The following is an 18,685-nucleotide window of genomic DNA, read 5'->3' as shown; positions in this document are numbered from 1 at the left end:
CTGTTGGTTAAGCCACCCGGAGGTAAGCATGAACAGCAAGGCCGTCCACTACGTCAGCAAGTCCGCTTCGGCTGCGGCCGGTTCCATCGGAACTGCGGCGGTTGCAGCAGCCAGTGCCGTTGCAGCGGCGGCCGTTGCAGCCTCGATCGTCCTGAGCCCCGTACCGGATGCTACGGCCCGTATGGACGGTGTCCGCGCGGACTTGCAGAAGGCGGTCGAACTGAACCAGATCACGGCCGAACAGGCGGCCCGGTTCGAGGCCAAACTCGCTGGACGGATCCTCGGGGAAGCCTGATAAACCAAGGGAATCCGGTCTGTTGGTTCCCGATTAGATTCTTGGCCGGAAGTTCTGTAAGGTTGTCTCTGCCTTCGGTTACCGGATCGAAAAGAAACGGTCTTCCGGAAGTGATCTTCTTTCGAAGTTCGGCAGATTACCCGAGCGGCCAAAGGGGGCTGACTGTAAATCAGCTGGCACTGCCTACGGGGGTTCGAATCCCTCATCTGCCACAAGCCAGTAATGGCAAGGAATTTAGCCCTTCCTGAATCTCACGCGAGGTTCAGGAAGGGCTTTTTTCTTGCCCTGTGAGCACACTTGTGAGCACAGTCCTGCGTGCGGGCAGTAAACTGGCCGCACCTTCCACCGCATTCCGTGCAGCATCTCCGACCATATGCGCGTACAGATCTCGCGTGATCTGGCTGTTGGAATGGCCCATCGACTTGGAGACGATCGCGAGATCCTGACCGCTCGCAAGCATCAGTGAGGCGTGCAGGTGACGTAGATCGTGCAGCCTCATCATCGGCAGCCCGGCCTTCGTCACCATCGTTTCGAACAGCTTGGACACATACCCGGGCCGCAGCTGGCGCCCGTCCTCGTAGGTGAACACCCTCCCTGAGTCGGCGTATGCGTCGTCCCAGCTCTGGCGCTCCTGGTGCTGCTGGAACTGCCATGCGATCAGCGCGGCCACGGCACGATCAGAAAGGGCCACGACGCGATCCTGTCCGGCATCAGTCTTGATGGTTCCCTCAATAATTGTCTTGCCGACCTGTACCAGCTGCATGCGGACGACCAGCTTCCGGCCTGGCAGATCCACATCCTGCCAGCGGAGCCCGCAGAGCTCGCCGCGGCGCATGCCGGAAAGGATGGCCACCTCGAACAGTGCGGCGAGGCGATGTCCGATCTTGCCGTTGGGGCGGCCGTGGCTGTCCACGTTCTCGTAGCCAGCGATGAAGTCCAGAAAGATCCCAGCGTCTACGGGCTCCCATACCTTGATCTTCTTCTTCTCGACCTTAGGCAGCCGTGCGCCGGCGGCCACGTTCTCGGCAAGAAGTCCGTCTTGGACAGCGTCTGTCAGGGCGCTGGAGAGCGTGGCGTGGATCCTCTTGATAGTCACGGGCCCGCGCCCGTCGTCCTGTAGCCCCTTGATCAGACCTGCCACGTGGGCCCTGCGGAGATCCCTCAGGAGAAGCTTGGGCCCGAAGGCTGGACCGATGTCCTTGGCCACATAGCTCTTGTACATGCGCAGCGTGGACGGCTTGAGTTGCGCATGCTGTTCCTGAGCGTCCAACCACTCAGTGATGTAAGCGGCGGCCGTTGTCTTCTTGAAGTCGTACACCTGGCCGCGGAGTTGCTTCTCAGCGTCCCTCATGGCCTCTTCGGCGTCTCCGGATGAACTGTAGCTGTAGTCCGTCAAATAGCGGCGCTTTCCGCTGACAGGGTCGAAACCGGCCGAGAGCCGGAAGCCCCAGGTCCCGTGTCGGTAGCTCTTCAGCTTCGGGCACTTCGCCCCGTACTGCTTGCCGTTGTCGTCGCGGCAGCCGCAGCGCCTAGTTACCTTCGCCACTGTCTTCCTCCTCTATTTCGGCCAGGTCCCGGAGCTTTCGCCCACTGTCGTAGTGCTTCTCCGCCCCCATGATGCTCAGCCCGAAGAACGTGTCCGTGACTGACTCACCCTCTGGTGCTTGCACACGAGGCTTTCCTAGCAGCGCGTTCTTGGCATTCTCGATCAGCACGTACTGCTCCGTAAGCGTGGTGTTGAGGGCCTTTCGCGAGTTGTCTATTGCTCGCAACGACTTGGCGATCTCCGTTAGGCGCTCGTCTTCGTCGGCGCTCGAAATCGCTAGTGTCTCGGTGGAAATCGTGAGCGTTCCGGCGATGACGCTGTCTGGTTCAGGGGGAGGGGCAAATAGGGCAACCACCGGAACATTGAGGAGCTCGGCAAGGACGGCGATCTCAGTAGCTATCATCGCCCTCTCGCCCGACTCCATCAGGTACACCGTCTGCCGTGGCCATGACTTGCCGAGCGCTTGGCCCACGCGTTCCCCCAGCGCTGCAGCGGTGATTCCAAGCTCATCCCGGCGCTTCCTGACGTTATGACCGATGACTTTCGTGACAGTCCACTCCACGTATTCCTCCTTGTTGGTTGTCTACAGTATGACAGTTGGTATCAGTGTTGACAAGCGGTCAAAAGGTGGCATACGTTATGACTGTCAGCTTGAGAACCACCAAGGAGTGAAGAGAATGACAGACGCAAAAGAGCCGCTCACGCTCAGTCCTAAAGAGGCCGCGCCGATGGTCCCCATGGGGATCAACCAGTTCTATGCGGCCGTCCGTCAGGGAACCGTGCCGTCTTTGAAGATCGGCAAAAGCATCAGGATTCCGCGAAAGCGTTTCATCGAATGGCTCAACGGAGAAGCGATCGAAAGTACACCATCGGATGCGGCGTAGGGCGAAGGCCTGTCTCAGAGCACAAAAAGGGAGCCAGCGGCAACTGACTCCCAAGAATCCCAACAACCAACACCCACGAAGGAAGCAAAGATTATGACCATCACGATAGCACCAGAAACCACCGATCTTTCCGAGTACTACGCCGCGGTAGACGTGCCCGCTCCAGCAGGATTCGCGTTCAACTCTCGGGCATACATCGAATGCAACGAGATTTCCTGGTCGGGCCCTGTCGCCTCAACGGATGACGAGCGGCTGAGCGTCATCTTTGAGTGGGATCCGTCCACGGGCGCCACTGCCGAACTGGATCTCCTGCCGGGTGACCGCTACACCATCGAACAGATGCGGCAGCTTCACGCGGCGCTTGGCGCCGCACTTGAAGCCGTCCAGCCATCCATCAAGGAAGGCTGATCGCCCATGACAGCCATGCAGCAGTTTTCGTACTCAGGCCAGCAGGTGAGAACTATCGAGGTTGAAGGGGAGCCGTGGTTCATCGCGGCTGACGTCGCCGGCATCCTTGACTACCGGATGGCCTCTGACATGACCCGACGCCTGGACGCCGATGACAAAGGCTACGCAAAAGTGCGTACCCCCGGCGGAGAGCAGGACGTCGTAATTATCTCCGAGGCAGGTCTTTATGACTCGATCTTCCGAAGCAACTCCGAGGGCGCGAAACCATTCCGACGGTGGGTGACCGGGACCGTGCTCCCGACGATCCGCAAGACAGGATCGTTCCACGCAGCCGGCGAGCCACCAGCGCTGCCCCGGAGCTTCGCAGACGCCCTCCGTCAGCTCGCAGACACCTGCGAACAGCTCGAGGCAGTGGCACCTAAGGCTGAGGCCTATGACGCGCTTATGGACGCCGATGGCCTGTACTCCATGCAGGCCGCCGCCAAGGCACTCGGCTATGGACCCAACATCCTGTTCCGGGACCTTCGGCGCATAGGCATCTTGCAGGGCAACAACCTGCCGTATCAGCGCTACATGCACCATTTCGAGGTCAAAGCAGGCACCTACCGGAACCGGAGCGGCGAACTCGTGCCCACGGCGACGACCATGGTGCGGCCGGCCGGATTGGACTTCCTCCGCCGGAAGCTTACGAGCGTTGCTGTCGAAAAGGGTGTTGCCACTACCAGCACCCTAGTTCGGGCTGGAGGACGCGGCGAATGATCACTGAAGCGGACCTTGCAGCCGCCTGGGAATCCGGTTACTGGAACGGCACGAGCCATGACGGACCTCTGAATGACGCTGTTGTCGCGGCCAAAAACCCTTACCGGGCAAGCGGAGTCACCCCGGCAAAAACCTGCAAGGTTGCCCTCAAATCCCAAACCGCAGACGACGCCAACGCCCAGGCCGACTCCGCGCCATCCCAAAAAGCCAACTGATACCGACATTGGAGGTGCCACTCTTGGGCGCTGGAAACGTGGCTCAGGCCTTCACTTACTGGGCGGCTCTCGATGATCGATCGTTCCGGGTGCTGTGCCGCATGGCCCTTGTGTCCATGGACAACGGGAACCCGCCGAAGTACTTCGCCGGCCGAGACGATCTCGCGGCCGCCCTGGGCAAAAGCATCCCTGCTAAGCCCGATGACGCTGACACCAGCGACGGTGCAGAGGCGGCCCGGAAGCAGCGGGCCAGCGTGTACGAGATCGTCCGAAAGGCCGTTGCTCGATTGGTGAAGGAAGGCGTGATTGTCTCCAGTGGTGACGCCCGGTTCAGGAACCGTGCAGAGTACTCTCTGCACCTGACGCCCACGAGGCAGCCCCAACAGATTGTTGCCCCAGCTCCCAACGATTCGTTGCCCCAACAGCCCCAACAAACCGTTGCCCCTATGCACCAACAGAACGTTGCCCCTATGGCCCAACAGATTGTTGCTACTGACCCAACAGAACGTTGCCCCCTAGGAGTAGAGGAACCACTAGAGGAACAACTCATAGGAATAGAGCTAGGAGCCAATCCCTATGGGGCGGCAGGCTCACCTGACAAGGAAGGGGCTCCGCAGGGAGAGATAGAGATGGATCTTCTTCGTGAGAAGCCGTTGTCCAAGGCTGCCCTTGAAAAGCAGCTAGGGCAGGACTTCAACGACTGGTACACGGTCTACCCAAAGCACGTAGGCAGGGGGGCCGCGGTCAACGCGTACACGAAGGCTCGAAAGAACGGTGCCACTGCTGAGGAACTCCTTAGAGGAGCCCGTCGCTACTCCTCAGAACGGAAAGGTCAGGACCCGCAGTACACCAAGATGCCGGCCACCTGGCTGAACCAAGAGTGCTGGGCGGACGACCCGAACCACACGGGAGAAATCGACGTGGACGCCATCCTTGGCAAGGACTACTGGAGCCCGGGAGCGCCTCCGGAAGGGCTCAGCGTGGCCGAAGAGATCCAGTGGAAGAAGCAACAGCGGGCGACCCGGAACGCTGAACGCCTCGAGGAAGCAAAAGCCAAGCAGGCGGCACGCTCCAACCCATGGAACCCCGGGTACCACTCACGGCCGCCCGTGCCAGCTCAGTACGCCTGGGCAAACCCACACCTTACCGAACATCCCCAGAGAGAGGACAAAACAGCATGAGTGAATACATCCGACCGAGCGAATGCCAACAATGCATCCCCGTCGAAAGCCTGACAAATGACTCCGGAATCTCCTGGACCATCGAAACCTCCCACGAACCCACCTGCCCCAACAACCCGCGACGGGAAGTGCGCCAGTGAACACCGAAACGAATGCGTACGGTGCGCAATCGGCCCGCGTACACGCGCCCGTTGGGCCAACACAGAGAACGCATTCGGACGGTACGAATGCGTTCTCACGTAACGCGCACGTTAGGCCCGAAATCCATCCGGACCGTCCGGATGCAACCACCTTGAGTATTCACACGGTGCGAATGGCTTACGCGCACGTAGCGCGCACGTTGGGCCATATCCGCATCCGAACCGTTCGGATGGCTTCATGAGCACACGAAACAGTTTCATTGCCGGACGTGTGCCCGCGCCTGTTGGGCCAGAAACAACCCCTTACGGTTTGACCGGTCAAAACCCAAAAACCGCGGGCGCGCACGTTAGGCCCATTCTTAACGGCAACACAGACACTCGCGGGCTGGTTTCTGCCGAAGAGCGCGAGTATCTCCAACCGTTCGGCAGGGAGCTCCGGGCCTTACGGAAGAAGTCCGGGCTGACACAGGAACGGCTTGGAAAGCTGGCGGGGATCGGGACGACACACATCTCACGCCTGGAGCAGGGGCGGCGTAGGCCTTCCGTGGATGCCATCAAGGCACTCGCTGTTGTGGTGTGTGGCAGGACTGACCCCGAGCCCGTAGAGCAGAAGCTGGCGGTCTTGGCCGGGAAGTCCTTGCGCGAGGGTGCAGCGCGGCGGAAGCGGCGGCGGGAGAACAAACACAGGCGCGAAGCCGTCTCCTTGCATAAGAAGCAGACCGAGCACGCCCGCCGGCTCCTGGCCCATAAGGAACGGCTTGGCCTTCCAGTGCCAGAGTCCCTAAAGGCTTTGGCATCGTCTGACATCGCGGAACGCCTGGCCCCTCTCCCAGATGAGCCCGGCATCAAGGGCGTGATTGCCCGTGACGCCCCGAAACCCAGAATCGCACGATCGATAGGGCGAAGCCACAAGGACATTGAGGCATGGTTGCGTGCGAATGCGGTCCCGGAGGACGCCGATGACGAGGACGACGAGTGACTTTTGACCGGTCAAATCAAAAAGCGTGCGCGTGCGCGTTGGGCCTCGGAATCGAACGACTCGACAAGGGTAGGTGAGCTGATTGGGGAACAGTTCACCATCCCAGAATCCGCGCCATTGCTGGCCAGTTCCGGACAGTGATCACAGTGTGAGCACGCTATCGGCACTGCCTGACGTCGCATCGCAAGAGGTAACTTCCTTGGACGCGCTGGTGAGGGGACCTATCGCAGCTGCTGTTCTTAGGTCCCTTATGCGCGATCAGATGCGCCAGATGCGCGAGAACGGCGCCGGTGTTCAGACGTGGACGCTTCCCGTATTCAAGGCTTTGCAGGAAGCCTCGGGGGTAGAGATCGAACGCACCGCGCTTGTGTCCGTTACCGGACGCGGTATTGGGAGGCTGAATTCATCCAGTTGGGTGGGTGTCATGGAAGCGGCGACCCGGACCCAGCGCAGCGAACGGCAGATACGCCGACTTGCAGCGTCGGGCCGGGTCATCGCGAAACGTCTGGGAAACCGCAGCTGGCTTATCGACATCGAATCATTGGAAAACGTCCTAAGGAGACAAGCAGCATGACCACACAGAATCTTGACCCAGACCGCATCATCGCAGACGCCGAACAAGAGGCGAAGGAAGCTGAACAGCTCGTCGGCACACTCGAAGAGAAAGTCCGGTCTGGCGATGACTCAGTGACCTTCGAAGAAGTAGAAGAAGCCCGCGGCTTGTTGTCATTTGTGCGCCTTCGCAAGGAGGCTGCAAAACGTAAAGCTGATGAAGCCCGGGAATCCGCCCGTCTGGCGGCATGTGCGGCCCTGAGGGAAGAAGTTGAAGCGCATGTAAAGGGAGATGGCGAGAAGCTCCGCAGCCAGTTGCAGGCCGCTGTCGATTCCCTGCGAGCACTGTATTCGCTTGCTGAAGAGCGCAACGAAAGTGTGCGCGAATACCGCCGCCGCGCCGCAACTCTAGGGATCCCCGAACAATTGCACAACGGACCGGCGGCTGCAACCCACGGAGGTGTGCGCCTGACTCCTGGCGGCGGGATAGGCATGTCCGCTGGCTTGATTGTCGGCCGTCACCGCGTGGAGGGTGTGGAAATCAACAACTTCGTGAACCGTGCGCTGCACCTACTGAAGCGCGAAGGCAAGTTCACCTATCTGGACTACGTCGACTCCGGGGAAGACCTATTCGGCGACTTGGCAGCGATTGATGCGGAGGCTCCCGAAAGCTCAGCCAAGTACTTCTATCGCGGCCCGCAAGGCACCGTCTTCGGCAAGGATGAGCCGTTCAGCGCTGACGAGATCAAGCGGAGCGGCCTGACAGTCATAACCGAGGCAGAGGCCCACGCAGAATGAGCGCCTCTGAGAACGGCCAGGTGACCGCCGAGCAGCTGAAGGCCATGGGCCCTGAGGAAATCGTCAGGGCTCAACGGGAGGGGCGCCTTGACGGCCTGCTGGGTCGCTCAGCCGAGGGAACCCAGTCCAATGGGTAGTCAGGGCTTCGACGCGTACTTTGACGCGATCGATGAGGCTGTTGAGGCTGCCATCCCTGCGGCCGCGTTCAAGGCCATGGAGCACGTCCGTCAGGTAGCTGTGAACCGTACACCTTTGGAGGACAGTGACCTGCGTAACTCGGCTTCCGTGGAACCCACACCGGAAGGCGCGGACGTCGTCTACAACTCTGTGTACGCCCGCTATCAACACTATGAAATCCTCCACCACGAGGTGGGCGAACGGCTCTACCTATCAACCGCCGTCCTGACAGAAACACCAAGAGTCTTCGAGATCCTGGCCAGCGAAATCGGGAAAGCCATCGATTAGCCGCACCCAAAAGGCCAACGCCCTGGCCTGTCTTCCTTTGAGCGCGCCGGCCGCCTAGCTGCAGCCGGCGCACCGAAACCTAAACGCAAGGAGTAAAACATGACGAACATCAAAGACCTGTCCCGGGGCGACGTCGGCGCTATCTGGGCTGCGATCCGGGAGCTGCAGTTCTCCTCGAACCAAAACAACAGCGCCATCGGCCGCAGCGGTCTACTGGTCTATGACGGTGGCGTGATCACCATCGAGAACGGCGGCCTGAACATCACCGGCTCGGCCACGATCTCAGGCCTGCTCGAAGCATCGGGCACGATCAACATGTCCGGTACATTCACGGCCAGCGGTGACGTGAACCTCAACGGGCCAACTGCCATTGCCGGGGACACCACTGTGACGGGCGACTTCACAGTGTCCGGGCCGACGTCCCTAGAAGGCGTAACAACGATCGTCGGAGACACCACCGTTACTGGAGCGTTCGATGTTGACGGGCCGATGAAGACCACGGGCACGCTTGATGTCGAGGGCGCGATGGACATCAAAGGCCCCTCTACCCTGAACAACAATTTGACGGTGGCTGCTGGCAAGAAGATAGCGCTCGGTGGGCTCACCCTGGAGAACACCGGGACCGGAGGTGGCACGGTCAACTTCCCAAACGGTTCGGTATCGTCTGGCGCGTTCGGCATGCTGGCCGCCAGTTCCATTCAAGTCGAGATCGGCGCTCCGCTCGTGAAGCTCAGCGGCATCGGCACGATAAGCGGAGTGACTCCGAATGTCTACATGGACGGAAACGGGCAGTTGAAGAAGATCACCTAGCGGTCGCAACAAGATGAGTTAAACCCTGAAGGGCCCCTAGCTGAGTTGCGCACCTCGGCTTTGGGCCCTTACGGAGATGACATTAGAGGATCGCGAGCGACGCTGTCCATAGGTCGCACGAGAAGCGGTTTAGAAGTTCAACTCGCCGTCACGGTCCAGTTCGATCTCTAGATGAAGCTCCTTCGGCTTCACGTTGCGGGGGACGCCTGATGTGGCAGGGTGCTCGGGGTGTTCATCGTGCATCCAACCCACATAGGTATCAGTTTCGCCTCGACCCAACCGGTAAGTCCCGGCGTAGCCGCAGCCCTCCACCGGACATGCAATTGTCGTGTCGCTCATTTTCGCTCCCCACTTTTGATGTGCATTGAGCCCTAATCGTAAGGGCGTAACGAAACAGGTTGCTACGCGTTCGGCTACGACCTCGGCCACTAGCGGTCGGTGTTGTACTGGGTGCATAGGTTGCGGCTTGCATAGGTAGCCGTGGCGGCCGCATTGTCCACGTCGGCACCATCCGGACCAGCCATGCCCCCGATGTCAGACCAGTGCTTGCCTTCAGCGAGAAGGGAACACGCAGCACCACCGGCCTTGAGGAGGATCTCGTCAGATGGGACGTCACCCCGCCAGACCTTCTTGATGCCGGCAAGGTACTTAGCTTGGGCCGACTGGTCATCAAATTCCGGGGCTACACTCGCCGCCGGTGAGGGCGCCGCCAAAAGCGGGGCAATTCGCTTGGCTGCAGCGTCAGCCGATGAGCTCTGCGAAGGCGTATCGCTGGCACTGGGTTCCACGGTCGCCGCTGGGGGCATTGAACACGCAGACAATCCGACTGCAGCCGCCAGCAAGATGATTCCCCCAAGTTTCCTCATGCCGTGAATCTTAGTGTCACAGCTACCGAATTAAAAGCGGCTGCGCCTATCAGGTCAGCCCTGCACGTTACATCCAAATCGAACGTTAGGCCTACAAAATGGCAAGCATCTACTATTCAGGAACATCGATCGCCCTACCCGATGGAATCAAGGTGGACGAGCTCGCGAACGTCCTCCAGAACATGCAAAACTCCGGGACATATGGCTACTTCGTCTATGACCTGCCGGGAACGGAGCCCAAACGTGTCCGGCTGATGTTCGGGCCGGGAATACCGTACGCCTTGGTAAGCGATCCGCTGGACGGGCATGAGCCCAACCTCACTGATGACAGCCTGGCAGCCTTTGTAACTCGATCAGACAGCTAGCCACCAGCCGTCGTCTTGTTTGATCCAAAGCTTGGAGTTGGTCAGGCCGTGTGTTTCGTCAAAGGTGTTGGCGAACAGGATGGCCTCAGCCTGATGGCGGGCCTCAAACTCGTGCAGGGTAGTGCCGGCATGGTCGGTAATCTTGTAGTTTTCCATGCCCTGAGAGTAAAGCGACCCGTGCCGCGAGTGGAGAGCTGGGGTGCGGGGTGTCAGATAAATGTGCTCACGGTGTGCCCACCTGCCGAAACTGCCCAGTAATGGCAAGGGTTCTGAGGCTGCGAGTTGATACAGAATCAGCTCACCTTTGGCGCGTCCTCCGGGATCAGCGCCTGGGCGCTGGCTAGTGCCGTCTCATAGTCTGGGCCCACAGTGGCTACGGAGCCTTGCTCGCCGTCCGTGTTCTCGACAGTCAGGGTTACTTCCACGGCCTCATCATAGGATGACCACACGCGCACCATTTCAAAACTTTGGGGAGTCACTATGCAGCCAACGCAACGTCCACTCACGGCAGTCCTCGGCGAACCAGGGCAGCGGGACGCTCAAGGTTTCGGTGGCGGCTCAACCGTTCATACGCGACCAATCACCATCACGGATGCTCAGGGGAACGTCATCTATGAGAAGCGGTCCGCTGACAACTCGAAGGCTGCGGATAATCATGTGCGCTACGCGGGCTACCGCAGGACAAGCGAATGGCTGGACGGTTCAGCATCCGTTGAGAAGATCCCGAGGTCCGCGAAATTTAAGAAGGCAGGGATCGTCCTGGGCATCCTCGCCCTGGTTATCGCTGGTATCAGCATGCTCGTCGTCCGCTCTTATGCCAAGGCCCCCGAAGCGGCCCAGAGCAGCTGCCACCAAGCCGTAAAGGACAAGCTGCCCTCCGGATCGACCCCTAATTTCATGACCACGACGGCGGACAAAACAACCATCCAGAAGAACGGCGGATACCTATATTGGGTGACCGGCGAAATGCGCGCCGTGGACGTCGACGGGCGCGAGCACGACAGCACCTATAAGTGCGAGGCCTACATCGATAGCAGCGGCGGAGTCCACAAAGTCACAGCCGGTTGGACGTGGAAGTAACAAGCGGTTATGTTTCCTTGCGTAACGAAGCCCCCATCCTCGCTGAGGGCGCTCTTGTGTTTATGTGGGGTGCGAGTTTCCTTTGCTGATGCCGGAGCGCGTTCAGTGTTTCTTCCCCAACATTGGGGAAGGATGGGGATCCTGGTTAGGGAATCTGTCCAAGGCTCGCCTAGCGTAGGGAAAATGCCTCCCTATTGCTCTTCTGTGGATAGCTTTTGAATCATGACAGACAAGGCAGCCCCCCGCGGCGATAACGCCACAGCCCCGCAAGTGGCCGAATACCTCCAACTCCACCTGGATACTGTCCGTGAGATGACACGCGCCGGCTTTTTCCCCAATGCCTATAAGGAGGGGGTAGGCTCTCGCTCGCGGGTCCGGATTCCTTGGTCTGACGTGGAACGCTACATTCGTCAGCAGCCTAAGAGTGGCGCCGGTCGGAGCTCGCTTGCGGGTAGTAGTGCATCCCGGGTCACGACCTCTGATGGCAGTCCACGTGGTGACGCTACGGTTACCCAAGTAGCTGACTACCTCCAATTGCACCCTGGCACGATCCGCATAATGGCCCGATCAGGAGACTTCCCCAGAGCATACAAAGCAGGCACTGGCAAAAGAAACTCGCCTATCCGCATCCCATGGTCTGACGTTGACCGCTGGCGTGACAAGCAGCCCCGAGCCAATAGCTGAGCAGGAGGGGTGCCGCCACTACCCCCACCCCGGGGGGATTCCGAGCAGATGGCCCACCCGGACACGATCCGCACGATGGCCCGCTCCGGGGACTTCCCTAACGCATACAAGGCCGGGACGGGTTCCCGTAACTCACCCGTGCGGATCCCATGGTCCGACGTTGACCGCTGGCGGCAGCGGCAACCCAAGCATCGATGATCAACGCAGTCCGATAGTGTGAGCAGGGAATATTCCCGGCTCCGTGCAACGCCTCAGGTCAGGGCGCTCAAGGATGGCGGCACCCCACGGTGTGTTCCAAACCTGTCACGTTCGTGGAGATATCTATAGGTTGCACTGGACGCTGAGGTAGCATCTAAGAACTCGGCTAGTGGGACAAGCGCCGATTGCTTACGCCAAGTACCAGAGGGTCTGAATGTCTCTAAACAATTTCAGCGTTGTCTTCGCTGGGGAAAACTTTCCCATCAGCTCCATCAAGACGTCCGATTTCGTCTTTCGGCATCGCCCCCTGATTGAGACAGTCCGCCTTCCCGTGCTTCTACAAGCTGCGGCTGGCGCTGCGAGCATTGATGTGCTCAACGAACGCTTCGTTGCTTCAATTAGTGCTCCTGACAAAGTCGACGTTCAGATCTCAGGTATCCAGGACCTCGCCCGCACTTTTTTGGAGTACGTTGGAAAACGAACTATCTCCGCGACAGGGCATAATTTGCAGTTCGCTCTGGACGGGATTGACTCCCCAAGAGAAAAAATATCTGCGCACTTCGTTCAGGGAACTGCCGTTCGGGAAGCGCTTGGGACAGAGAATTTTACGACTGACTTGCAGTTTGGTTTTGATGGTCAGAATGGCTCTCGCGTTCGACTAGCTATTGTGACTGAGGGTACCGAACTGCCAACCGTGGACTTCAACTTCAATTTCGATGCGGCTAAGGTGCCGCCCGAGGAAGCCCTCGATCATTTCAAATCTTCCTACCTGCAAGCCCAGAACATAGTGGATACTCTAACTAACGCGATTCAACAGGAGGTGTCGGTCTGATGCCACAGATGCATGTTTCCAGTGGGACCCTGAACCGTTCAGCGGGGAGCACTGTCGTGCCAGATCTTGGGATAAGCGCTTTGGCGCAGTCCGCCTCTTGGTCCGTCCGCGAGCACCTGACTATTGAAACTGATGCTCAGCGTGAGGCTTTTGTAGGCGTTCTTACCAAGTGGTCGACCATCGGGCGCCCGAACAGCACTGAGACCTTCTCACCGATCCTTCACGGAACTACAGCTGCGCGCTTAGGTGACGTAGTGGAACTCTTGGATGAGGCGATGGCCATGTATCGAGTTCCGGCCGAAGCGGACATGGATGACATCGTCGGAACGGCGTTCCCCGTGACAGTCCCGGCAAGTTGGATCGCGGAAGTCTCGGGCATAAGCATCATTCAGTCCGAGGACGAGGTCATGGACTGGTACGACTCGCAGCCTCCAGCGTGACCTTCGCAGAAGTCGCGAGCGGGGAACTGAGGCAAGGAGATGTCTGCACGGTTGATCACTTTCCGCGCTGGGACCTCGCTCATACGCTCAACTCCACCTTGCCTGACGGCTCGGCCCCGTATATGCAGGTGCCTACATGGGACCGAGTAGCTCGACCCTCCGATTCGGTTGCTAGGCTCGTGGTGGTCTGCTCCTACGATTGTGATATTGAGAATCCAAGAGGACGTTCGGGAATTCTCATAGCCCCTGTGCTTCCTCTCTCCGCCAAGGATCCTCGCCTCGCCGACATTATGGCGTCCGGCTCAGCATTGAAGACCCCTGACGGAGGGTCAGGCTTCTCCTTCCTAAACCTCTTTCCCCTACCGCTACCTGGCTCCGATGGGGACACCCTCAACTTGACGGCCGACTTAAGCGCGATGACCTCTATGGGGCCGGCGGTTGCTGCAATCGACCGCCTCCTGGGCTCCAAGAAATTTGAGTTGACCGAGGCTGCTCGTAAGGATTTCCGCACCAAGCTTGCAGTGTTCGTAGGGCGCCCCGAGCTTTCGTAGACTCTAGGCCGCGGACAATGGCACCAGTCTGTACTGCTTGACGTGATCACCGCGTGAGCACACACCCCAAGGAACCAGCGGGTACACGGGGTGATGGTTACCCCACAACACCCTTGGTATTGCAGGCCAGAGGATGCCACGAGGAACGAAAGGTGCCAGCCGATCACATAGGGGAAATCACTGTAAATCAGCTGGCACTGCCTACGGGGGTTCGAATCCCTCATCTGCCACCCAACGGGAAATCCCCGGAACCACTGGTTCCGGGGATTTTTTGTTGCCCCAGGGGGTTACGTCGGGGCCTAAGTGGCGACTACGCGGGCCACCAAGCTCAGCGGCTCTCCGAGATCTTCCGGAGTTCCGCGATCTCAAGCCGCAGGGCAGCGATTTCGGTCACCAGGTCAGCCACCTCAGCGCGGACAGGTTCCTCGGCAGCGGCTGCTCGCTCTCCGGCGGCGGCTGCGACGTCCTCGGCGTTCTCCTCGATACGCTGAACGAGCCACGAAGCGATGGACGCCGTCACGATACCGAGGACGGCGATGCCACTCATCATGAGGGCTGCGGCGACGATCCTGCCGATGGGAGTCACCGGGTAGAGGTCTCCGTAGCCAACGGTGGTGATGGTGGTGACAGCCCACCACGCGGCGTCGCCGAAGGTCAGGATCTTGGCGTCAGGGGCGTTCTGCTCTACGTCCAGCACGGCGAGCGCGCCGACGAGGATGAGCATGGCCGCCGCGCCGGCAACATAGGTGGCCACCCGGCCGCGGAGGGTTTCACCAACGGTGCGCTGCAGGACGGACAGGAGGGTTACCAGCCGCAGCAGCCGGAGGGGCCTGAAGAAGGGGAGCACCACGATCAGGAGTTCGTGGAGGTTCCACAGGAACCATCGCACTCGGTCTTCGGCCAGCCAGAGGTTCACGACGTAGTCAAGCGCGAAGATGCCCCAGGTGATCCACAGGATTACCTCGAAGGGGAGGGTCGCAGCACCATTGACGCGACCGATGACCTGCCAGGCGTAGGCGGTGAGGAAGATCAGTGCCGTGGCCATGAGGGGCCACTCGACGAGGTCCCGGTATCGCGCTTGTGTCATACGGGAATACTAGTCAGCATGGGCAGTTCCGCCCGGAATGAACTCCATCAGGCTGCGGTGGTCTCCAGCCAGTAGCCGTCCAAGTGGTGAATCAGTTGCCGCCCCAGCCCGCCCTTAAGCTGGATCCACAAAGTGCTGCGATCATCGGTCATGCCGTCAATGGTTCCTTCAATGCGGTTTCCCCTGGCATCGCGGAGGGCGACCTCCTGGTGCGCGTCCAGATGCGGCCAAAGTTCGCCGGCGGTTCTGGTTTGGTCGTTCAATAGGGTCTCCTCGAATTGCTGAATGGTCACAGGGTTTGTCGTTATTCTGCATGCTTTCGGCAAACCGGCGGTAAACGTATGTGCAATCGATGGACATAAAGCCGACAGTCGGAGGGCGTCCATCATGCGGTCGGCCCCCACACGGCAAGTTACTCATGGGTAACATGGACCCATGCACCTGCTTCTCCGCACCATCATGCTGCTCTTCACGTCCGCCAAAAGGTCCCCGCTCTCTGCTTGGGGTACGTCCTCGCTGCCCATGCGTGTCCTGCCCACCGACATCGATATCGCCTTGCACGTCAACAACGGCATGTACTTCTCGTTGATGGACCTCGGCAGGTTCGACCTCATGGTCCGCAGCGGAACGTGGCGCAAGATGCGCAGGAAGGGATGGAGCCCGGTGGTGTCAGGGGAGACCATCTCCTTCCGGAAATCCCTGCAGCTCTGGCAGCGCTACACCATCGAAACCCGCATCATCGGTTTGGACTCACGGGCCATTTACCTAGAGCAGCGCATGGTGGCAGACGGCGAAATCTACGCCCGCGCCCACATTGCCACCCGTTTCGTAGCCAAAGGCAAGCCGGTCAGCCAGGAAGAAATCATCGCCGAGTTCGGAGAGCCACCGGCAGGTGTTGAACTGCCCGACTGGATCCACGAATGGCGGGAAAACAACGCCCTTCCGGGTGCCCGTCGGCCCGCTCCACACGTCTGGCACTAGAACCCGCGTCCAGGTGCCGACGTTCTCTCGTGCAGGTGCTAGACCCCCACATCCCGGCGCTGCAGGGCCGCCGCGCCCACGGCGACCAATCCTGCGGAGATGGCCAGCAGCCATGCGGCAACTCCCCAGTCGGCCCCGTTGGCCACCGGCGAGTTGCTGTAGGCCCAGTGGTAGGGCGAGAAGTTCAGCAGCCATTCAACGTTTGAACTTTGCCGGCCCACGGCGTTGAAGACATACCCGAGGACGGCAACGGCCGCACCCCCCGCAATCCCGTAGACCTTCCGCCCGGTCATCGCCCCCACGCAGAGGGCGGTGGTGCCGGTCAGCAGGGCAAGTCCGGCGAACAGCACCACGGCCCCGGTGAGATGCCCGACGTCGATATCCAGTTTGGCGGGTTCGTTCAGAACCAGCACCAGGGCGAAAACCAGCAAGGACAGAGCGGCAACGCGGACCACCAGGGCGGCAGCACGTTCGAGCACCACTTGGGCGCGGGTCACGCTGTGCGCAAGCGTCAGTTCCAGCAGGCCGGATTCTTCGTCGCCGCCCACGGCCCCCGCACCCCAACTTACGGACGCCATGGACATAAGCAGGAACCCGATCAATCCGAACAAGGTGGCCTGGGTGTACCCGGGACCGGAGGCGATCTGGTCGTAATTGAGCGCCTTGGTCATGCCTTCGGGGAGCGCATCGATCATCTGCTGCATCTGCTCGCTGCCCCCGATCGATGGGTAGAGCGGCAGATACAGCATGATCGCGCCCGCGAGTCCCAGGGCCCACGCGAGGGTGGAGCGCCAGGAGTCAGTCAAGGCCTTGGTGAAAAGCGGCAGCGGCTTAGACATGGCGCACTTCCTTCCGGGCCGGCGCGGGCGAACCTTCGGTGTAGAGGGTCAACACGGCTTCCTCCAGGTCCGGCTCATCAAGGACCAGGTCCGTCAGGTTGAGCCGGGCCAGTTCCCGCACCAGCGGCTGGACGGTGCCGGACAGGGTGGCGGTTGCTTCCAAGGTTCCGGCCGAATCCCCGGGCACGTCGCGGACTGCCACATTGGCAACGCCCGGCACCCTGGCCAGCAGCGCGCCGACGTCGTGCGTTTCAGCTCCGGCCACCCGGAACTTTAGCTTCCGGAGGGCGGCATCCCGCAACGCTTCCACCGTGGAGGTGGTGACGATGCCGCCGTCCCGGAGTATCGCCACCGAGTCCGCTGCCTGCTGGACTTCGCTCAGCACATGGGAGCTGAGGAAGACGGTGGCTCCCTCGGCTACGGCTTCCCGGACCATCGCGTGGACCTCTTGCTGGACCAGAGGGTCCAGGCCGCTGGTGGGCTCGTCCAGGATGAGCAGCTCCGGACGGTGCATGAAAGCCTGGAGCAAGCCCAGCTTCTGCTTGTTGCCTTTGGACAGTTTGCGGGTCTGCCGGTCGAGGTCCAGGTTGAGCCGGTCGGCGAGTGCGTCCACGTGCCGGGGATCCACCGGGCCACTGATCGCTGAGAAGTGTTCCACCACCCGGCGTCCGGTTGTCCGGTTTTCCAGGTGCAGCTCTCCGGGCAGGTAGCCGATCCTTCGGCGCAATGCAGGGCCGCCGTAGCGCGGGTCTTCGCCGAGCACGGAGATGGTGCCTGCACTGGGGCGGATGATGTCCAGCAGGCAGCGCATAGTGGTGGTCTTCCCGGCGCCGTTGGGGCCGATGACTCCGAACACCGTGCCGGCGTCGATCGTGAAGTCCAGGCCGTGGAGGACTTCGTGGTGGCCGAACTTCTTACGCAACCCCTGGACGACTATCGCGTGGTTCACGGGGCATGCTCCCTTCAGGTTTGCGGGTTTGCAGGACTTCGCGGGCGGCATCGAGGAAACGGGTATCGGCGTACAGGCCGTGGGTGTAGATGTCCAGCGCGGGAAGCGTGAGTTTCCTGAGCATTTCCGGCCCGATTCCGTGCGGCCCGGTAACGGGGGCGCCCAGGGCCCGGGACGCATGGCGGCCCAGCATCAGGAGGGACAGGCTGTTGGAAGCGATGACGACGGCGACAGCCCGGAGGTCGTCAACCTCGCGGATGGTGCCGGCTTGGATTCCGGAACGGAGGATGTCCTCGGTTTGGCTGACGACGGCATCGAAAAAGGCATCGCCGGCCTCGGACTCGTCGCTCAGCGTCCGGCGTATATAGGTGATTTCGCTGGCGTAGTGGTCCGGATGGTCCAGGTAGTCCTGGATGAGGAGCCGGGTCGCGTCGGGGTCCGTTTTCTCCTTGCCCTGCCCCGCCGTTTGGTGCAGCACGTGCTGGTCGCAGGCTTCCCGGAGGGCGGCTTTGCTGCCGAAGTGGTGGATGACCAAGCCCGGGCTGACTCCTGCCTGGGCGGCCACCGAGCGGATGGTGGCGCGGGAAAATCCGTCCCGTCCGAAGAGGACGATCGCTGCGTCCCGGATGCGCGCCCGGGTGGTCAAGTCATCTGCGACTGAACGCATGTTCCACATGTTAAACAGCTGTTTAGTGGCAAACAAGATGCGGAAAATAACGATGTGGCAGCATCGGCCGCGTCGTGTGGCGCGTCGAATCCGCCGTCGAAGATACTTGCCTGA

At 60.5% G+C, this 18,685-nt stretch carries 30 protein-coding genes and 1 tRNA gene; 20 read left to right on the top strand and 11 right to left on the bottom strand.

Annotated elements, in window-relative coordinates; translation table 11 throughout:
- Positions 1–28 precede the first annotated feature (28 nt).
- Complete coding sequence (locus RI444_RS16615) at positions 29–295, top strand: hypothetical protein (RefSeq protein ID WP_021472321.1); 267 nt, start codon at positions 29–31, stop codon at positions 293–295.
- Between the two features lie 130 nt (positions 296–425).
- Positions 426–507 (top strand) — tRNA-Tyr (locus RI444_RS16610).
- Between the two features lie 50 nt (positions 508–557).
- Here the strand turns inward: RI444_RS16610 and xerC are convergent.
- Positions 558–1,841: a tyrosine recombinase XerC gene (gene xerC / locus RI444_RS16605; RefSeq protein WP_207605654.1), complete on the bottom strand. Its 1,284-nt coding sequence runs from the start codon at positions 1,839–1,841 to the stop codon at positions 558–560.
- Positions 1,825–2,403 carry a helix-turn-helix transcriptional regulator gene (locus RI444_RS16600; protein ID WP_207605655.1) on the bottom strand — a complete coding sequence of 193 codons (579 nt, stop codon included), beginning with the start codon at positions 2,401–2,403 and terminating at the stop codon, positions 1,825–1,827. Before RI444_RS16600 ends, xerC begins: the two co-directional genes overlap by 17 nt.
- A gap of 115 nt (positions 2,404–2,518) precedes the next feature.
- On the opposite strand from RI444_RS16600, the gene RI444_RS16595 reads away from it, so the two are divergent.
- The 12 genes from RI444_RS16595 (at position 2,519) to RI444_RS16540 (ending at position 9,032) form a co-directional block, all read left to right on the top strand.
- The gene (locus tag RI444_RS16595; protein WP_207605656.1) at positions 2,519–2,725 is read left to right on the top strand and encodes a helix-turn-helix domain-containing protein; all 207 of its coding nucleotides are present in this window, start codon (positions 2,519–2,521) and stop codon (positions 2,723–2,725) included.
- Positions 2,726–2,818: 93 nt separating this feature from the next.
- Positions 2,819–3,133, top strand: coding sequence for a hypothetical protein (locus RI444_RS16590; RefSeq protein WP_207605657.1), 315 nt, complete (start codon positions 2,819–2,821; stop codon positions 3,131–3,133).
- Positions 3,134–3,139: 6 nt separating this feature from the next.
- The gene (locus RI444_RS16585; protein WP_207605658.1) at positions 3,140–3,892 is read left to right on the top strand and encodes a phage antirepressor; all 753 of its coding nucleotides are present in this window, start codon (positions 3,140–3,142) and stop codon (positions 3,890–3,892) included.
- A complete protein-coding gene (locus RI444_RS16580) occupies positions 3,889–4,107 on the top strand; it encodes a hypothetical protein (protein ID WP_207605659.1) in 219 nt (72 codons plus the stop codon). The genes RI444_RS16585 and RI444_RS16580 overlap by 4 nt, the downstream gene beginning before the upstream one ends.
- Positions 4,108–4,130: 23 nt before the next feature.
- Entirely contained in the window at positions 4,131–5,288 is a 1,158-nt protein-coding gene (locus RI444_RS16575; RefSeq protein WP_316963832.1) for a hypothetical protein, read from the top strand.
- Complete coding sequence (locus RI444_RS16570; RefSeq protein ID WP_316963831.1) at positions 5,285–5,428, top strand: hypothetical protein; 144 nt, start codon at positions 5,285–5,287, stop codon at positions 5,426–5,428. Before RI444_RS16575 ends, RI444_RS16570 begins: the two co-directional genes overlap by 4 nt.
- A gap of 238 nt (positions 5,429–5,666) precedes the next feature.
- Positions 5,667–6,407, top strand: a complete 741-nt coding sequence (locus RI444_RS16565; RefSeq protein ID WP_207605661.1) for a helix-turn-helix domain-containing protein — start codon at positions 5,667–5,669, stop codon at positions 6,405–6,407.
- A gap of 148 nt (positions 6,408–6,555) precedes the next feature.
- The gene (locus tag RI444_RS16560) at positions 6,556–6,981 is read left to right on the top strand and encodes a hypothetical protein (protein WP_207605662.1); all 426 of its coding nucleotides are present in this window, start codon (positions 6,556–6,558) and stop codon (positions 6,979–6,981) included.
- Positions 6,978–7,757: a hypothetical protein gene (locus tag RI444_RS16555; RefSeq protein WP_207605663.1), complete on the top strand. Its 780-nt coding sequence runs from the start codon at positions 6,978–6,980 to the stop codon at positions 7,755–7,757. Before RI444_RS16560 ends, RI444_RS16555 begins: the two co-directional genes overlap by 4 nt.
- Positions 7,754–7,894: a hypothetical protein gene (locus tag RI444_RS16550; protein ID WP_207605664.1), complete on the top strand. Its 141-nt coding sequence runs from the start codon at positions 7,754–7,756 to the stop codon at positions 7,892–7,894. Before RI444_RS16555 ends, RI444_RS16550 begins: the two co-directional genes overlap by 4 nt.
- Positions 7,887–8,222, top strand: coding sequence for a hypothetical protein (locus tag RI444_RS16545; RefSeq protein ID WP_207605665.1), 336 nt, complete (start codon positions 7,887–7,889; stop codon positions 8,220–8,222). The genes RI444_RS16550 and RI444_RS16545 overlap by 8 nt, the downstream gene beginning before the upstream one ends.
- Before the next feature lie 99 nt (positions 8,223–8,321).
- Positions 8,322–9,032: a hypothetical protein gene (locus RI444_RS16540; protein ID WP_207605666.1), complete on the top strand. Its 711-nt coding sequence runs from the start codon at positions 8,322–8,324 to the stop codon at positions 9,030–9,032.
- A gap of 129 nt (positions 9,033–9,161) precedes the next feature.
- Here RI444_RS16540 and RI444_RS16535 read toward each other — a convergent pair whose 3' ends face one another.
- Positions 9,162–9,371, bottom strand: a complete 210-nt coding sequence (locus RI444_RS16535) for a hypothetical protein (RefSeq protein ID WP_207605667.1) — start codon at positions 9,369–9,371, stop codon at positions 9,162–9,164.
- 89 nt (positions 9,372–9,460) lie between these two features.
- Complete coding sequence (locus RI444_RS16530; RefSeq protein ID WP_207605668.1) at positions 9,461–9,898, bottom strand: hypothetical protein; 438 nt, start codon at positions 9,896–9,898, stop codon at positions 9,461–9,463.
- A 98-nt stretch (positions 9,899–9,996) separates the two neighbouring features.
- On the opposite strand from RI444_RS16530, the gene RI444_RS16525 reads away from it, so the two are divergent.
- Positions 9,997–10,263, top strand: coding sequence for a hypothetical protein (locus tag RI444_RS16525; RefSeq protein ID WP_207605669.1), 267 nt, complete (start codon positions 9,997–9,999; stop codon positions 10,261–10,263).
- Here the strand turns inward: RI444_RS16525 and RI444_RS16520 are convergent.
- Positions 10,252–10,419, bottom strand: a complete 168-nt coding sequence (locus RI444_RS16520) for a hypothetical protein (RefSeq protein ID WP_207605670.1) — start codon at positions 10,417–10,419, stop codon at positions 10,252–10,254. The two genes, RI444_RS16525 and RI444_RS16520, sit on opposite strands and share 12 nt — an antisense overlap.
- Before the next feature lie 137 nt (positions 10,420–10,556).
- The gene (locus tag RI444_RS16515) at positions 10,557–10,688 is read right to left on the bottom strand and encodes a hypothetical protein (protein ID WP_276514973.1); all 132 of its coding nucleotides are present in this window, start codon (positions 10,686–10,688) and stop codon (positions 10,557–10,559) included.
- Between the two features lie 55 nt (positions 10,689–10,743).
- On the opposite strand from RI444_RS16515, the gene RI444_RS16510 reads away from it, so the two are divergent.
- The 4 genes from RI444_RS16510 (at position 10,744) to RI444_RS16500 (ending at position 13,497) form a co-directional block, all read left to right on the top strand.
- Entirely contained in the window at positions 10,744–11,343 is a 600-nt protein-coding gene (locus RI444_RS16510) for a hypothetical protein (protein WP_207605671.1), read from the top strand.
- A 222-nt stretch (positions 11,344–11,565) separates the two neighbouring features.
- The gene (locus RI444_RS23110) at positions 11,566–12,027 is read left to right on the top strand and encodes a helix-turn-helix domain-containing protein (RefSeq protein WP_207605672.1); all 462 of its coding nucleotides are present in this window, start codon (positions 11,566–11,568) and stop codon (positions 12,025–12,027) included.
- Between the two features lie 412 nt (positions 12,028–12,439).
- Positions 12,440–13,057 (top strand): hypothetical protein, encoded by a 618-nt coding sequence (locus tag RI444_RS16505; protein ID WP_207605673.1) that lies wholly within the window; start codon positions 12,440–12,442, stop codon positions 13,055–13,057.
- 254 nt (positions 13,058–13,311) lie between these two features.
- Positions 13,312–13,497, top strand: a complete 186-nt coding sequence (locus tag RI444_RS16500; RefSeq protein ID WP_207605674.1) for a hypothetical protein — start codon at positions 13,312–13,314, stop codon at positions 13,495–13,497.
- 879 nt (positions 13,498–14,376) lie between these two features.
- Here RI444_RS16500 and RI444_RS16495 read toward each other — a convergent pair.
- Both RI444_RS16495 and RI444_RS16490 read right to left on the bottom strand, forming a co-directional pair.
- Complete coding sequence (locus RI444_RS16495) at positions 14,377–15,135, bottom strand: potassium channel family protein (RefSeq protein ID WP_069695813.1); 759 nt, start codon at positions 15,133–15,135, stop codon at positions 14,377–14,379.
- A 47-nt stretch (positions 15,136–15,182) separates the two neighbouring features.
- On the bottom strand, positions 15,183–15,398 hold the full coding sequence (locus RI444_RS16490) for a hypothetical protein (protein ID WP_021472323.1): 216 nt from the start codon (positions 15,396–15,398) through the stop codon (positions 15,183–15,185).
- A 172-nt stretch (positions 15,399–15,570) separates the two neighbouring features.
- Here RI444_RS16490 and RI444_RS16485 point away from each other — a divergent pair, with 172 nt between their 5' ends.
- Entirely contained in the window at positions 15,571–16,116 is a 546-nt protein-coding gene (locus RI444_RS16485) for an acyl-CoA thioesterase (RefSeq protein WP_021472324.1), read from the top strand.
- 38 nt (positions 16,117–16,154) lie between these two features.
- On the opposite strand, the gene RI444_RS16480 is transcribed toward RI444_RS16485, so the two are convergent.
- The 3 genes from RI444_RS16480 to RI444_RS16470 are packed head-to-tail and all read right to left on the bottom strand — an operon-like array spanning position 16,155 to position 18,571.
- A complete protein-coding gene (locus RI444_RS16480; RefSeq protein WP_069695811.1) occupies positions 16,155–16,955 on the bottom strand; it encodes an ABC transporter permease subunit in 801 nt (266 codons plus the stop codon).
- Positions 16,948–17,904: an ABC transporter ATP-binding protein gene (locus RI444_RS16475; protein ID WP_207605675.1), complete on the bottom strand. Its 957-nt coding sequence runs from the start codon at positions 17,902–17,904 to the stop codon at positions 16,948–16,950. The genes RI444_RS16480 and RI444_RS16475 overlap by 8 nt, the downstream gene beginning before the upstream one ends.
- Complete coding sequence (locus RI444_RS16470) at positions 17,870–18,571, bottom strand: TetR family transcriptional regulator (protein ID WP_207605676.1); 702 nt, start codon at positions 18,569–18,571, stop codon at positions 17,870–17,872. The genes RI444_RS16475 and RI444_RS16470 overlap by 35 nt, the downstream gene beginning before the upstream one ends.
- Positions 18,572–18,685: the final 114 nt, after the last annotated feature.

It is taken from the genome of Paenarthrobacter sp. AT5 (assembly GCF_032764245.1).
In the GTDB taxonomy this organism is placed as follows: Bacteria; Actinomycetota; Actinomycetes; order Actinomycetales; family Micrococcaceae; genus Arthrobacter; species Arthrobacter ureafaciens.
Note: the sequence above shows the minus strand (reverse complement) of the source record. Positions and strands in the feature narration are given on the sequence as shown.